Origin of the sequence: Paenibacillus cremeus (assembly GCF_007786445.1) — a bacterium.
GTDB classification, from domain to species: domain Bacteria; phylum Bacillota; class Bacilli; order Paenibacillales; family NBRC-103111; genus Paenibacillus_G; species Paenibacillus_G cremeus.
Genome location: NZ_VNJI01000035.1, coordinates 66,193 through 80,627 on the forward strand (window position 1 = coordinate 66,193; position 14,435 = coordinate 80,627).

A 14,435-nucleotide genomic window follows, 5' to 3' on the forward strand; every position below is an offset into this window, starting at 1 on the left:
CGGAAATGTAAACGGATTCATAAGAGGAGGAGTGACATGTTCAAGTTCAGAAAGGCTTTAACCTTACCTGCAGTACTCTCACTCACATTTGCGGTCGCCGTCGCAGGCTGCAGCAGCTCGACCGCCACTTCGGGCGGCGGGGCCGCAAGCACTCCATCCCCGAAAAGCGCCGAGCCTGCCAAGTCCGCGGATAGCGCCCCCAAAAAGACCAAGCTGATTTTCTGGGACAAATCGGAATATGTCAAGGAGTATAACGAAGCCCAAAAGGAAAGGGTAGCCCAGTTCTCCAAGGAGTTTAACGTAGACGTAGAGTATGTGGCGATCCCTCCCGCCGATTTGAAGACGAAGCTGCTGGCTGCCGTGGAAGCGGGAAATCCGCCGGATTTGCTGCTGGCGGACGATTTCGTCGCAAAGCAATTCGTAGCCAACAATCAGCTGGTGGAAATCTCCGACATTTTGAAGAAATACGATTTCCGTGAGGATTCCAAAAAATATGCTTATGCGCTAGAGGGCTTGTACGAGATTCCGGTGTATCATACCCCTAACGTCATGTATGTCCGTAAGGATAAGCTGGAAGAGAAAAAGCTCGATCCCCCCAAAACCTGGGATGACGTCAAAAAGGTCGCGCAAGCGATCAACGATCCGAAAAATAACTTCTACGGGCTCGGATTCCAGCTGGGCGGCGGCGGAGACTCGAGCGGCCGAATCGAGAACCTGATCCGTACCTATGGAACCGATCTGGTCGATAAGAACGGCAAAGTGACAGTCAACACGCCAGAGGCCTTGGAAGCGATCAAAATGGACGCCAGCTTCTTTACGGAAAAGCTGACCCCTCCCGGCGCCGTCACCGGGGACGATTCCTGGAACAATACCGCTTATCTCAACGGTCAGGTCGGCATCGTATTCAACTCCAGCAGCATCTATGCGGCGATGAGAAGCGAGAAGCCTGATCTGCTCGCCAAAACGCTCATCCTGCCATGGCCGGCAGGGCCTAAGAGACAGTTTGGTTCAGGCGGCGGCACAGTGTTCGTGATGTTCAATAAGGGCAAAAATATCGAGAACGCGAAGAAATATATTGATTACTTCTACAACAAGGACTTCTATGGGAAGCTGATCGAAAAGCTGAACGGCTTGGCCGCCCCAGTGTTAAACGGCTATGAGAATTCAGAATTCTGGCAAAAGCCGGAAAACAAGGGCTGGTTCGGCGCATCAAAGAATATAGTACCGCTTGGTGATCCTGGACCTCCCGATGCCAGAGCTTCTCAGGTGGTCGGTGAATACATTTTATCGAAAGCGGTCACCAGCATTGTCGTCAATAATGTAGATCCTAAAAAAGCGCTCGAGGAGATTGAGAAGAACTATAAACGAGTGTACGAAAAGAAATAAGCAAGGAGCGGCAACCGACGTACTTTTTCCCGGGTAGGTGAAACCATGCTGCAAGCTTCGAATCGAAAAAGTGAAATGCTGCTCGGGTATGCGTCGGTGCTGCCGGTTATCCTCGTCATCTTTGTGGTGATCGGCATCCCCTTCATCAACGCGTTATACTTGAGTCTTACCGACAAGACGGTCGGTGCGGAAGCGCATTTTATCGGACTGGACAATTACCGTGAAATTTTTTCCGATCCCGTCTATTGGAAGGTTTTAAAAAATACGTTCATCTATTTTATGACGGATGTCTTCTTCAAGCTCGTGTTAGGGATGATTTTCGCGCTGACGCTGAATCAGCAGTTTTTCGGGCGATCGGTCATCCGGGTCCTGTTTCTGGTGCCGTGGGCCATTTCCGGGTTGGTGGCAGCGTTAACGTGGAAATGGATGTACAACGACTCCTATGGTATTTTTAACCAATTGCTGCTGAATTCCGGGCTTATCGAGGCCCCCGTCGCTTGGCTCAGCGGCCCGCAGATTGCGCTGGTGTCGGTCATCATTGTTAATATTTGGCGCGGTGTGCCGTTCTTCCTGTTCAGCATTCTCGGAGGTCTGCAAACGATTGACAAGCAGATGTACGAGGCTGCGACGATCGATGGGGCGGGCCCGATCCGCCGGTTTATCTCGGTCACTCTGCCGTCCATCAGCTCGGTGATCGTCATTACGACCATGCTTTCTTCGATTTGGACCTTCAACGATTTTGAAAATATTTATTTGATTACCGGCGGGGGACCCTTGTACAATTCGGCGGTGATCTCCGTGTATACTTATGAGACGGCGTTCCTTCAGAACAATATGGGGAAATCGCTAAGCGTGGCCGGTTCCATCATTCCGATTCTGCTTGTGCTCATGTTTTTCATGACCCGCAAGCTGGTCAAGGAAGAATGAGAGGAGGCTAAGCGATATGAAAGCAACTGTTCTGCGGAATGTTCGCCACAAAGCACTCATTTATGTGATCGTGGCCGTCGGCCTAATCTGGACCTTGTTTCCGGTCTATTGGATGGTTAAGACGTCCGTCACGCCCGATGCGCTGATGTATGATGCCAAACCGAAGCTTCTGCCGACGGCTGTCACGGGTAAGCATTATTCGGATTTGTTCCACAAAACCGAATTTATGACCAATATCAAAAACAGCTTGCTCGTATCCCTGCTGGCCACAGTCATCTCTCTAGTCATCAGCATCTTCGGCTCCTATAGCCTGACTAGGCTTAAATTTCGTGGCAGGAGCTTCGTGACGAAGAGCATCATCATCTGTTATTTGATGCCGGCGGCGGTGCTGTTTATCCCGATGTACGTATTGGTCAGCAAGCTCGGGTTTGCCGATAACAAATACGGCCTCCTGATCATTTATCCCACCTTTATAGTCCCTTATTGCTGCTATATGCTGCTTAGCTACTTCAAGGCGATCCCGGAGGCGCTTGAGGAGGCGGCTTTAATCGATGGCTGCACGAGACTGCAAACGCTGCGGAAGATCATCCTTCCGCTCGCAGCTCCGGGCATCGCGGTGGTAGCGACGTTCGCGTTTACCATGTCATGGAACGAATTTTTATATGCGCTTGTCGTGACGACGAGTCCGAGCCAACTGACGGCCATGGTTGGAATCGCCAGCTTTAAATTTTCCGATTCGTTTATTTGGGGGCTGCTGATGAGCTCCTCTGTCATCGCGTCCATTCCCGCGCTGATTCTGTACCTTGGTGCACAAACCTTCGTGATCGGCGGGTTGGCCGACGGAGGAACCAAATATTGATCACCATGAAGCAAGGTCGGCCTGACCGTAGGGGCCGGCCTTTTTCGTGTTCACATAGGTATCCCGAAAGAATTGATTTATGTTACAATAATTTACAATAGGCATGACGAGGTGAGAAATCAGGTTTATTCATTGGGGGAAGTCAACATGGACCACGAGTTTCGCAAGACTCGAAGTATGCTGTTGCTGCTGACCATGAGCTTGGGCCTTTTGCCCGGATGTGTTGATAGCGCTTCCAATCCTCAAATGATGGAAACGTCTCTAAGCACAGAGGAGGTGCAGCCATTAACCCTGTGGATGTTTAATACGGATATATACTTGAAGCCGGCGGCGGAAGAAGTAGCCAAGGAAATGAAGGTGAAGCTGAATTACGAATTCAGCAACCCGGAGAGATACAAAACCAAAATCAAGATGGCCGTGGCAGCGAACGAGCTGCCTGATGTATTTACGCAATACTCGGGGAAATCGGAGTGGGAATTAATTTTGAATGCCAAGGTCGCCGCTCCTCTAAACGACGTGATCACAAGGAACGGACTGGAAATCAAATTTACTAACCAAAGCCTGATCCGGCAGGAGGACGGCAATATCTATTCGGTGCCTTACCGTCCCGAGCAGTCCCAGGTAGTATTGTATAACAAGAAGCTGATGGCCAAGCTGGGGCTGCAGCCGCCGGCCAACTGGGAAGAGCTGCTGAACATGGTGAAAACCGCGGGCAATAGCGGAATCATCCCCATCGCGCTTGGAGGCAGGGACCGCTGGCCGGGCGATTTAATTTACAACACGCTGGTGCTGCGGGAAAGCCAAGAGGCATACAGCCGTGCCGCAAAAGGGGAAATCAGCTTTACCGATAAGCCCTTTGTGGACGCTGCGGACAAAGTAATTCAGCTGGTTAAGGCGAATGCCTTCCAGGAGGGCTTTTTGAACCAAACCGATCTTGAGGCCAGGGATCTGTTTTATACCGGCAAAGCTCTCATGCTGATAAACGGCTCATGGGTTTTTCCCAATGCCGTTTCCAGCCTCGGGGATGATCTGGGCTACACCGTATTCCCGCAGACCGGAGCGATCAAGGGGCCGATTACTTCCAATACCGGCGAGCGAAGCACCAATCCCTACGGCATTTTCGTCAACGCCCAATCCAAGCAGCTACAGAAGGCAAAAGAGTTTGCCGTCCGTTATTCTCTCAAGATCAACGATGAGCTCGTCAAGCTCGGGCTTTCCTCTTACGCACAAACTCCTCAGAAGCCACAGGTGGGAATCAACGGCGCTTACGCCCAGTACCTGAAGGATTTCAAAAATTTCACCTACATTCAGCCATATTGGTATGGGACAATCCCCGCCACCATGGGGGAGGCTTACAGGGATCTCAACCAGAAGCTGTACACGGGAACGCTGTCCTCGTCGCAGTATGTGCAAATGATGGAGCACATTATGCGGAAGCCGTAAGTGGCCCAGACTAAGCATAATTGAGGGTGGAGGGGGGTCTAGGATCTATGCAGGTGCTCCGGTGGTTTCAGGACTTGACCATTCGCAAGAAGCTCCAGTTTATCAATGTACTGATCATTTTACCGAGCATCGTTCTGTTGACCTTCACGTTGTATCAGATGACCTTAAAGCAGGCCGAGGAACGGGCACTACGCAGCTCCGAGCAGAAGATTGAGCTCATTGCGAATACGATCGGGAATTTGTTCAGCGATATCGAAAATTTCTCCAAGCTGTCGATGATCAATAAAACGTTTCAATCCGTGCTGATGAACACAAGTCCGGAGAACAGCGAGCTGCAGCGGCTCGAAGATGTCCAAACGGTATACGAAAGCTTAAATACGCTCGCTGCCGCCAATCCGTATATCGATTCCGTCATCCTTCAATCGGCGGAGGGAGATAGGATATACCACTCGGACAACATGTCCAACGTCACCTTGTCTTCCATCAGCGTGTATCCTGTACAGCAGCTTATTGACGCCAAGGGCACGGCGGTGTGGATTGATACGTTCGAAAGCCCGTTTCTGGTCAACGACCAGCGCAAAAGTCTGATTTCTATCGGCAGACGGGTCATCAATATCAATAACGGGCTATTGGCGGGCTTTTTCTATATTAATGTGGACGAACTGAAGCTATCGGGCCTTTACGGCAGCGGAGGCACCCAAGGCAGGGTTATGATCGTCAACGGCCTCGGCCAAATCGTTTCCTCGAACGACCGGGATATCGTCAACCGCTCGCTACAGAGCCTCTACGGCAGTAACGTTGCTCAGATGAGAAGCTCGGCCATCGTGCACAGCGGCAGGCAGAACGTGCTCGTTTCCTCCAGGGACTTAGGAAAAGAGGGCTGGAGGGCCATATATGCGGTTCCGACAAAAGAGCTGTTGACGGACCAATGGAATATCACCCTGTTTATACTGGGCTTTGGAGGTGCCGGGCTGCTGCTGGCACTTATATTATCCATGATCTTCTCCAACTGGATAACGACCCCGATCACGCAATTGACCAGAGCGATGACTGCCGTGGGCGACGGCCTGCTGGATACACGCACCCCGGTGCGCACCAACGATGAGGTCGGCCGGCTGACCCGGAAATTTAACGAAATGGTCGGCCGCATCCAGGACCTGATGGCCGCCGTCAATGCGGAGGAAAAACAAAAGAGAGTGCTGGAGCTGCGGCTCTCGTACTCGCAAATCAAACCGCACTTTCTATATAACACCCTGGAAATGGTACGCTCCATGGCTTTGATGGTTCAGCAGCGGGATATCGCCAAGGTGGTTAAATCGCTGGCCGATTTCTACAGAAGCTCGCTTAACGGGGGGCAAGAGGTGATCTCTGTGGCGCAGGAACGAAAGCACTTGGAGAGCTATCTTTATATTCAAAAAATGCGGTACCACCATATCGACTACCGGATCGACTTTGACAGCCGGCTGGAGGACAGCCGGGTGCCCAATATGCTGCTGCAGCCGCTGGTCGAAAATGCAATTTATCACGGGCTTCGGAATAAGCGCGACGGGGCGCTCTGTGAAATTTTCGGAGCCTTGGAGGATGACGGCGGGCTTCCGGTCATCTGCTTCACCGTATGCGATAACGGCGAAGGCATGAGCGAAGAACAGCTGGAAAGGATCTGGCATCGCGATCAGACGGATCACGGGCTGTCCAGCTTCGGAATTAGAAACGTGCATGACCGGATCATGCTGCGCTATGGCCCAGGCTACGGCTTAACGATCCGCTCCCGGCCCGGGGAAGGGGTCGAGGTGCAGCTGCGGATTCCGATTATATCGGACAAAGGAATTCCTTAAGGAAAGGAGAGAATGCCGGTGGACCACTTGCAGGTGTTGATTGTAGACGATGAGTATTATTTTCGACAACTGCTTCTCCATCTGATAGACTGGCCGGCACTTGGCTTTACCGTAACGGCTGAGGCCGAGAACGGGGCGGAGGCACTGGAGCTCGCCCATTCCCGGAAATTTGACCTCATCATCGCCGATATCAACATGCCGGGTATGACGGGCCTGGATTTCGTGGAGGCGTTGAGGCTCGCTGCCATTCCGGCTAAGGTCATTTTTATTACGAGCTACGATATATTCGAATATGCCCGCGCCGCGGTCGCCTTGGGGGCATCGCATTATTTGCTGAAGCCGGTCGACGAGGAAGAGCTGGAGAAGGCATTGAAGGAAATCCGGGAGGAGCTGCTGCAGCAAAGGCGGCTATCCGAGACGGCCGCGGGGCTGAAGCTGCAGCTGGAGAGGGCCAAGCCGCTGCTTAGAGAGCAATTCCTGAGGCAGCACATGCTGCACGAGCCGGCGGAGGGTCCGGAAGTGCTTCAGGAGCAGGCCAAGTTCTACGAAGTGCCGGCGAATGCTTGCGGCTATGCCGCCTTGATTGCCGAGATCGATGAATTGGCGCTTCGGTACAATAAAGAGCAGGAGCGTCAGCTTTGGCGGTTCGCGGTCAAAAACATTGTACAGGAAACGATGGAAGCCTCAGGGGTGTACTGCGCAGCCATCGACGGCGATGACGGTAAAATTGCCGTTTTTCTGGCCCTTCCCGAATTCGGGAGCTCTCGGCTCACAGAGCTTTGCGAGCGGGCACGGTCGTTCATCAACGGCCGGATGCGCATCTTCGTCACGTTCGCCGTGGGCCAGATCTATGAAAGCTTAAGCCAGGCACATCTCTCGTATGCAGAGGCACTCTATGTGTTGAAGCATAAATTTATCCAAGGGGGCAACCGGGTTATAGCCTACGCACCCGACCGCGAGGGCTGGGATGGCTTCGTATTCTCTCTGCCGATAGACCGCTCCGAATGGGTCAGTATTCTTCGAAATAACGACCGGGAAGGGCTGCTAACCAAGATCAGGGAAACCTGCCAGCGGCTCATTGACACTCAGGCGGGGAAGGAAATGGCCTTATTTGTGTTAATGGAATGCATTTCACTTGGGAGTGCGATCATCCTTGAACGCGGAGGCTCCCTGCCGAAAGCATGGCTGATGGAAAGCCACCCGCTGTTTAAGCAAATGTACGGAATCGAGACGGTGGATGCCATGGAGCGTTGGCTTCAGTGCTTTTTTGGTGAGTTGGTGGCTGCTGAACTCAGTAAGCCAAGCTCCCCACGGGGCAAAAGCTCCGAGATCGTTCAGAAGGCGATTGGCTATATCCAAGAGCATTACGCCGATGAGGCGGTCACGCTTCAGCTGGCATCAAGGAGCATAGGGGTCAACCCAAGCTATTTAAGTCATATGTTCAAAAAGGAAACGGGCATCGCCTTTACGGAATATTTGTCCGATCTTAGGCTCGAGCGTGCCATGGAGTTGCTGAGAGAGGCTTCACCCGCCGGACTGGTTTCCTTGAAGGTCGTCGATGTATCGCAAAGCGTAGGGTATGCCGACCCCTACTATTTTAGCAGGTGCTTTAAGAAAAAGTTCGGAATCGTCCCAAGCAAAATTTTACAATCGTAAACACAAAAATATTTACGGATAAGCCCAAAAATATTCCATTCAGTCCCAGCCCGGGCGTAGCTATAATCGGTATTGAAAGCGATTACGCAGACGAAGGGATGCAGAGCATGAGCGATTTCAATCTGACGGGAAAGACCGCTCTTATTACCGGCGGATGCCAGGGGCTTGGACTCGAGTTTGCCCGCGCCTATGCGAAGGCCGGGGCGAATGTAGCGGTAACCAGCCGGGACGAACGAAAGGCGCGACAGTACGCGGAGCAGATCCGCTCCGAAACCGGGCGTGACACCTTGGGGATCGCCGTGGACGTGACGGACTATGCACAGGTTCAAGGGATGGTAGGTCAAGTGACGGAAGCGTTCGGACGACTCGACATCCTCGTGAATAACGCCGGAATCAACGTGCGCAAGCCCATTCTCGAGTATGACGAGGCGAGCTGGGATCTGGTGCAGACGACGAATTTGAAGGCGCCGTTTCTGTGCGCGAAGGCGGCGGCGCCGCAGATGATTCGGCAAAAGTTCGGACGGATCATCAATATTTCGTCCATGCTGGGTACGGTCGCTCTTCCCGAGCGTTCCGCTTATTGCTCCAGCAAAGGAGGCTTGATTCAGCTGACGAAGGTGATGGCGCTGGAGTGGGCGGAGCATAACATTACGGCCAATGCGGTCTGCCCTGGTCCTTTTGCCACGGAGCTGAATCAGGTTGTGATGAATAACCCGGCAGCCAATCAATGGTTTCTCGATCACCTGCCGGTCAAGCGCTGGGGCAAGCCTGAGGAGCTGACCGGACTGATGGTGTATCTCGCATCCGATGCGTCCAGTTTTATGACGGGCTCGGCGATTGTGATCGACGGAGGCTGGACCTCCGAATAACGTAACTCCATTCAGGGAGGTAATATCGATGAGATTCGGACTTACGGCTTACGGCACCGTGTACGCCATGGGCATTCACCCGGCGTCGGGACGCGCACGGATCACTGCCCGCGAGCTGCTCGAGAAGGCGGAGCAGTACGGGCTGACGGGAGCGGAAATCCCGCTTGATCTGCTGACAGGCGGCGATGCGGAGGAGACGGGCAGGTACGCGCGGGAGCGAGGGCTGTTTATCAATATCGCCACAGGCGGCTTCGATCCGGAGCACCTGAAGGGAGCGATGCAGCTCGCAAACCGAATCGGGGCGCTAACGGTAAGAACGGTGGTCGGCGGCGCCAAGTTCGGCGGGGACCGGCGCCATATGGCCGGTACCTGGCAGCCGTTTCTAAAGTCTATTCTGCATTCGTTTCAACAGGTCATGGAGGAGGCTGATCCACAAGGAGTCAATCTCGCTGTGGAGAACCACCAGGATTTGGCCTCCGAGGAGCTTCTCTGGCTGTGCGAAACGGTCGGCTCTCCCCAATTCGGCATCACCCTGGACACCGGCAACCCGCTGGCGACGGCAGAGGAGCCGATTGATTTCTTTCGGCGGGTCGCTCCTTATGTGAAGAATGTCCACTTGAAGGAATACGCCATCTATACGTCGGAGGAGGGCTATCGCCTCGTCCGGAAGCCGCTGGGCCAAGGCGTGATCGATTTTCCTGAGCTCATGCGTATTTTTTCTGAGGTAAACCCGCAGATGACGATGTCGATAGAGCACGGGGCATTGGAAGCAAGGCATGTACGGGTGCTTCAGGAGGACTTCTGGACGGAGTATCCTGAGCGTACGGCACGCCAGCTGACCCGGTTGCTCCGGTTCGTGGAGGATCACGCGAGATCGCGGGGAGACTGGCGAACTCCATATGAGAGAGGGGCTTCTTCAGAAGAGATCGCTTCTTATGAGATGGAAGAGCTCCATACCGGCCTCGCTTATTTATCCCGCTTGATGAAGCAGAACGCTTGAACGGCTCCCCATTCAGCGTCCTTATACTATTCCATTCCAGAGGTGATGAGAATGACAACCATCGATTTAAGAGGTAAAAATGCATTGGTCACCGGCTCCGGCCGCGGCCTCGGAAGACAATATGCCAACGACCTGGCGCGCGCCGGCGCCAATGTCATCATTCACGATATCAGCGAAGAAGAGGCAGCACGGTTTGGCGAGACGTCCTCCGGCAGTGCGGCAGCGCAGGAGATCGCCGAGGCGTTCGGCGTGGAAGCATGCTTCATTGCGGCGGACCTGTCCGACCCGGAGCAGGTCCGGGCCTTGATCGATAGGTCGGTAAGCGCGTTCGGTTCGCTTGATATTCTGGTCAATAATGCGGGCGGCGATATCGGCCTTCATACACCGCGGCCGGAGCCGAACGATGCGCTTGACATCTCCGTAGAGGACATCCGTTCGGTCGTGGAGCGCAATCTGCTGTCAACGATGTATGCCTGCAAATTCGCCGGCCTGCATATGCGCGAGCGCCGCTCCGGCAAAATCGTCAATGTGGGCTCTATTGCCGGTCATATCCCGGTACGGGAAGGACTCATCTACGCAGCGGCGAAAATGGGTGTTTCACAGTATACCCGCAGCTTGGCGGAACAGCTGCGCCCCTACGATGTCAACGTCAATTGCATTTCCCCGGCGCCGACCTATACGGCCCGGTTTCGAGCGACGCGTTCTGTACCTGACGAAAGCGGCCGTTCGCGCCTGCAAAAAATCGCCCAGCCTCAGGACATGTCGGACATCGTGATGTTTCTGTGCGGCCCAATGTCCGATGCCCTATCGGGAGAGACGATCGTTTGCTGGAAATAAACCAACCGAAGGGAGATGATGTCGCTTGCTAATCGATCTGCAAGGCAAGGTGGCCGTCGTGACCGGTGCAGGACGCGGGATAGGTAAAGAGATCGCTTACACACTGGCTCGCGAAGGGGCGGTTACGGTCATTACGGATATCAACCAGTCCTATCTGGATGAGGTTCACCGTGAGTTTGCGGAGCTGGGGTATCAGGGAAGCCAGTACCTTTGCGACGTTCGCGATTATGGCCGAATCGAAGCGATCGTTCAGGATATTGCCCTGAGGCATGGCCGGATCGACATTTTGGTCAACAATGCCGGCGTGCTCGGCGGTGGTATGGTCGATACTTTGCCGGAGCAGGTTTGGGATTTGAACATGGACGTCAATCTGAAGGGTACCTTTCTCATGTGCAAGGCGGTTATGCCGATCATGAAAAAACAGCGTTCGGGACGAATCATTAACGCCGCTTCGTTCGCCGCCATTGTACCCTCGATAGGGAGCGCCGCCTATGCTTCCTCCAAGGCGGGCGTCGAGCAGTTCACGCGTGTGCTGGCTGGAGAGCTGGGGCCCTGGAACGTAACGGTAAACTGTTATGCGCCGGGCATGATTCCGACGGATATGAACCACTTCGCAGAACAGCCTCCTGAGCGGCAGCAGCGGCTGCTAGATACGCTGACGCTGCGCCGGTGGGGCAGCAAGGAGGAGGTGGCCAACGTCATTTGCTTCCTCGCCTCCGATCTCGCCGGATACATTACCGGGACGATGATCAATGTCAGCGGCGGCAAGCTGGCTACGCAAATCCCTCGAGACGCCTTCGAAAAGGCCCAAGCCGAGGGAGAATACGATTTGCTTGAGTAATGCCAAAGGCCTGGCGGTGAGCAGATCGCCAGGCTTTCGCTTATTTTGAGGAGGCTTAGAGATGCGTCTAGGACTGTCCGTTTACGGTACTATGTACTCTATGGGGATGAATGAGGCCTCGTCCCGTCCCAGAATCAGGCCGAGAGAACTTATTGATAAAGCACTGGAATTGGGGCTGCAGGGGGTCGAAGTGCCAGTTGAACTAATGAATGGAGAAGACGAGATCGCTATAGGACAATATGCGCGTGACCGGCAAATGTTCATTAGCCTCGAAACGGTAGGATTCGATCCCATTCACTTGTCCGAACAATTGAAAGTGGCCGCTAGGATGGGGGTGCCTACCCTGCGGACCATTGTAATGGGGGCAAAGCTGGGAGGAGACCGTCGGCCTATGGCCGGCCGGTGGAAATCCTATTTGGAAGACATTCATCATGGTCTGAGAAAGGCGACGGAGGCAGCCGAGAAGCTGGGGGTTACTCTGGCGGTCGAGAATCATCAGGATATCGCCTCGGAAGAACTCATTGAGCTCTGTGAGTCGATGGCATCGAATCATTTCGGCATCGTTTTCGATACGGGCAGCACATTGGCAACGGCCGACGAGCCTATCGAATTCTGCAAAAAGGCAGCGAAATATATCAAACATGTTCACTTAAAGGACTACGAGCTCTATATGAGCGAAGAAGGGTTCCGCCTGGTGCGGTGTCCACTCGGGAGGGGAGCGATAGACTTTACAGCGATGTTCGAAGTTTTTGTGGAAAGCTGCCCTGACGTAACTATGGCAATTGAAGTGGGGGCGTTAGAGGCGAGGGAGGTTCGGGTGTTTTCTGAAGATTATTGGCCCGATTATCCCCCGCGTACGGCCGTTCAATTCGCCCGACTGATGCGTTTTATTTTGACGAATGCCAAACTTGGGGAGTGGCGTACTCCTTACGAGCTCGGTAAACCGGAGAGTGAAATCATGGCCTACGAGGAGGATCAACTACAGGAAAGTGTTGCTTACCTTAAACGCACATTGAGCAATTTCAGAACTTGAAACTCGTTATCGAGCGATTGGGGGCCTATTTTACCGAAGGTTCCATAGAGCTTAGTAAGGTATATGGTTTTATCTTCACGCCAAGGCAATCAACGTCGGCTCTCTGAGGTTATCCGGGGGCCGGCGTTTTTGTGTGTCCGGACATTTGGTACAGACGCCCAAAAAATGGGCCTTTGACTCAGTAACAAACGCGGAGCGTCGACCATAAATTGGAATCATGTCGATATGAAAAAAAGTTATTGGAGGTTTATCACATGACCAATTTTCAAAATGAGCTTCAGCAGTTGGATGTTTCGCAGTTCCAGGCAACCGAAATGACGCCTTGGGAGCAGCAGGCTCAGTATTTTGCCGGCCAGTTACCGAACGGCCAAGCGCCGGGGGATCCTTCGCGTCTTTGCGTCGGACTTTGCGCTGGAGTTTGCGCCGGATTTTGTGCCGGCTTTTGCGCCGGATTTTGCGGCGCGTTTTGCGCCGGAGTTTGTGGTGGGTTTTGCGGTGGGTTTTGTGGCGGCTTTTGCGGCGGCGTTCGCTGCCATAGCTGCGCGGGCTTCTGTGGCGGCCACCGCTGCCGCTGATGCCTTCGTCTTCTCTTCCGGATTGCAGTAAACCAAAATCGCCCTTGCACGGAGCTGTGCAGGGCGATTTTCTTTCCGTACGCCCAGCATGGGCGTCATCTTTAGGGTGAAAGTCCCGAACGGGGGCTGGCGAGCGCCTACCGTAGCCAAGAGCAAAGGTGTCCATCGTGAGGTGGAATCTGAAGGAAGCTGGAGGCAAATGCACGAGCCAAGGTACACGAACTCAATTTGAGGCAGGGGTAGTCGGATGAGTCACCGGAACATGATGAAATCCAGAGCCGCCAAAGGCTATCTTTGTAAACTTGAGTGGTTGCGGGCAGACAGATGACGTTCTTATCTGGGGAGGCCTGCGGAGGGCGAAGTGACTTCGTAACCAGAGCCGAGAGGCTCTGCTGAATCCGCAGGAGTCAGCAGAGGCCATAGTACGCAAGATGTTGCAACAGCTTGCGGAAGGGCCGAACCGAAAGGAGAGAGGAAACCGATGCGTTCGCATGAAGAGCAAAGACAGCAGAAAATCTCGCTAGAGAGCTCGCGGCAAAGAGAAGCGGTGAAGCCGTCAGGGTATGCCGAAGCGCCGAGTTCTTCGACGGCACCAGTCGCCCCTTCCTCTCGCAAAGACCAAAACGACCTGCTGGAGCGAATGCTCGAAGGAGAGAACCTTCGGCAAGCTTACAAGCGAGTAGTGCAAAACGGAGGAGCCCCCGGTGTGGACTGTGTAACGGTAGCGGAGCTACAAGCTTACCTGAAAACGCACTGGGAAACGGTGAAAGCCGAACTCCTCGCGGGAACGTACAGACCCTCGCCAGTCAAACGGGTGGAAATCCCCAAACCCGGAGGCGGCGTACGGCTGCTCGGTATCCCGACCGTGATGGACCGCTTCCTTCAGCAAGCGCTTCTACAAGTAATGAACCCGATCTTCGATGCCCATTTCTCATGGTACAGCTATGGCTTTCGCCAAGGGAAACGAGCACACGACGCGGTCAAGCAAGCACAGAAGTTCATCCAAAGCGGCCTTCGATGGGTCGTAGACATGGACCTGGCCAAATTCTTTGGTGCGCCTAGGTAAGCTGGGTGCTTTCAGTGGGTGCGATTCCCACCCGGGTAAAGGGTACAGCCACCCTACCCGGAATCGAGTCTTGAACACGCAAAGGTAACGATGCGGGTTAAGCGTAGA

12 protein-coding genes and 1 pseudogene are annotated in these 14,435 nt (G+C 53.8%); all 13 read left to right on the top strand.

Annotated elements, in window-relative coordinates:
- The first annotated feature begins 36 nt into the window (after window positions 1-36).
- Complete coding sequence (locus FPZ49_RS23340) at window positions 37-1,386, top strand: ABC transporter substrate-binding protein (RefSeq protein WP_144851588.1); 1,350 nt, start codon at window positions 37-39, stop codon at window positions 1,384-1,386.
- A gap of 45 nt (window positions 1,387-1,431) precedes the next feature.
- The gene (locus tag FPZ49_RS23345; RefSeq protein ID WP_144851590.1) at window positions 1,432-2,313 is read left to right on the top strand and encodes a carbohydrate ABC transporter permease; all 882 of its coding nucleotides are present in this window, start codon (window positions 1,432-1,434) and stop codon (window positions 2,311-2,313) included.
- Between the two features lie 16 nt (window positions 2,314-2,329).
- Window positions 2,330-3,172 carry a carbohydrate ABC transporter permease gene (locus tag FPZ49_RS23350; protein ID WP_144851593.1) on the top strand — a complete coding sequence of 281 codons (843 nt, stop codon included), beginning with the start codon at window positions 2,330-2,332 and terminating at the stop codon, window positions 3,170-3,172.
- 147 nt (window positions 3,173-3,319) lie between these two features.
- Window positions 3,320-4,615, top strand: coding sequence for an extracellular solute-binding protein (locus tag FPZ49_RS23355; protein ID WP_144851595.1), 1,296 nt, complete (start codon window positions 3,320-3,322; stop codon window positions 4,613-4,615).
- A 47-nt stretch (window positions 4,616-4,662) separates the two neighbouring features.
- Window positions 4,663-6,450, top strand: a complete 1,788-nt coding sequence (locus tag FPZ49_RS23360; protein ID WP_144851597.1) for a sensor histidine kinase — start codon at window positions 4,663-4,665, stop codon at window positions 6,448-6,450.
- 18 nt (window positions 6,451-6,468) lie between these two features.
- Window positions 6,469-8,106: a response regulator gene (locus tag FPZ49_RS23365; RefSeq protein ID WP_186446031.1), complete on the top strand. Its 1,638-nt coding sequence runs from the start codon at window positions 6,469-6,471 to the stop codon at window positions 8,104-8,106.
- 107 nt (window positions 8,107-8,213) lie between these two features.
- On the top strand, window positions 8,214-8,975 hold the full coding sequence (locus tag FPZ49_RS23370) for an SDR family NAD(P)-dependent oxidoreductase (RefSeq protein ID WP_222429955.1): 762 nt from the start codon (window positions 8,214-8,216) through the stop codon (window positions 8,973-8,975).
- A 28-nt stretch (window positions 8,976-9,003) separates the two neighbouring features.
- On the top strand, window positions 9,004-9,975 hold the full coding sequence (locus FPZ49_RS23375; protein ID WP_144851603.1) for a sugar phosphate isomerase/epimerase family protein: 972 nt from the start codon (window positions 9,004-9,006) through the stop codon (window positions 9,973-9,975).
- Window positions 9,976-10,026: 51 nt separating this feature from the next.
- Window positions 10,027-10,812 (top strand): SDR family NAD(P)-dependent oxidoreductase, encoded by a 786-nt coding sequence (locus FPZ49_RS23380; RefSeq protein WP_144851605.1) that lies wholly within the window; start codon window positions 10,027-10,029, stop codon window positions 10,810-10,812.
- Window positions 10,813-10,837: 25 nt separating this feature from the next.
- A complete protein-coding gene (locus FPZ49_RS23385; protein WP_144851607.1) occupies window positions 10,838-11,653 on the top strand; it encodes an SDR family NAD(P)-dependent oxidoreductase in 816 nt (271 codons plus the stop codon).
- Between the two features lie 61 nt (window positions 11,654-11,714).
- A complete protein-coding gene (locus FPZ49_RS23390; protein ID WP_144851609.1) occupies window positions 11,715-12,686 on the top strand; it encodes a sugar phosphate isomerase/epimerase family protein in 972 nt (323 codons plus the stop codon).
- Window positions 12,687-13,000: 314 nt separating this feature from the next.
- The gene (locus FPZ49_RS23395) at window positions 13,001-13,261 is read left to right on the top strand and encodes a hypothetical protein (RefSeq protein WP_391563856.1); all 261 of its coding nucleotides are present in this window, start codon (window positions 13,001-13,003) and stop codon (window positions 13,259-13,261) included.
- Between the two features lie 481 nt (window positions 13,262-13,742).
- Window positions 13,743-14,312 (top strand): annotated as a pseudogene (locus FPZ49_RS23400) (reverse transcriptase domain-containing protein); the annotation flags it as partial.
- Window positions 14,313-14,435 lie beyond the last annotated feature (123 nt).

What these genes read in the sequence shown, in the direction of transcription:
- FPZ49_RS23360 (WP_144851597.1), top strand. Translation starts at nt 4,663, where the DNA reads ATGCAGGTGCTCCGGTGGTTTCAGGACTTGACCATTCGCAAGAAGCTC.
- FPZ49_RS23380 (WP_144851605.1), top strand. Translation starts at nt 10,027, where the DNA reads ATGACAACCATCGATTTAAGAGGTAAAAATGCATTGGTCACCGGCTCC.
- FPZ49_RS23370 (WP_222429955.1), top strand. Translation starts at nt 8,214, where the DNA reads ATGAGCGATTTCAATCTGACGGGAAAGACCGCTCTTATTACCGGCGGA.
- FPZ49_RS23375 (WP_144851603.1), top strand. Translation starts at nt 9,004, where the DNA reads ATGAGATTCGGACTTACGGCTTACGGCACCGTGTACGCCATGGGCATT.
- FPZ49_RS23350 (WP_144851593.1), top strand. Translation starts at nt 2,330, where the DNA reads ATGAAAGCAACTGTTCTGCGGAATGTTCGCCACAAAGCACTCATTTAT.
- FPZ49_RS23345 (WP_144851590.1), top strand. Translation starts at nt 1,432, where the DNA reads ATGCTGCAAGCTTCGAATCGAAAAAGTGAAATGCTGCTCGGGTATGCG.
- FPZ49_RS23395 (WP_391563856.1), top strand. Translation starts at nt 13,001, where the DNA reads ATGACGCCTTGGGAGCAGCAGGCTCAGTATTTTGCCGGCCAGTTACCG.
- FPZ49_RS23340 (WP_144851588.1), top strand. Translation starts at nt 37, where the DNA reads ATGTTCAAGTTCAGAAAGGCTTTAACCTTACCTGCAGTACTCTCACTC.
- FPZ49_RS23355 (WP_144851595.1), top strand. Translation starts at nt 3,320, where the DNA reads ATGGACCACGAGTTTCGCAAGACTCGAAGTATGCTGTTGCTGCTGACC.
- FPZ49_RS23390 (WP_144851609.1), top strand. Translation starts at nt 11,715, where the DNA reads ATGCGTCTAGGACTGTCCGTTTACGGTACTATGTACTCTATGGGGATG.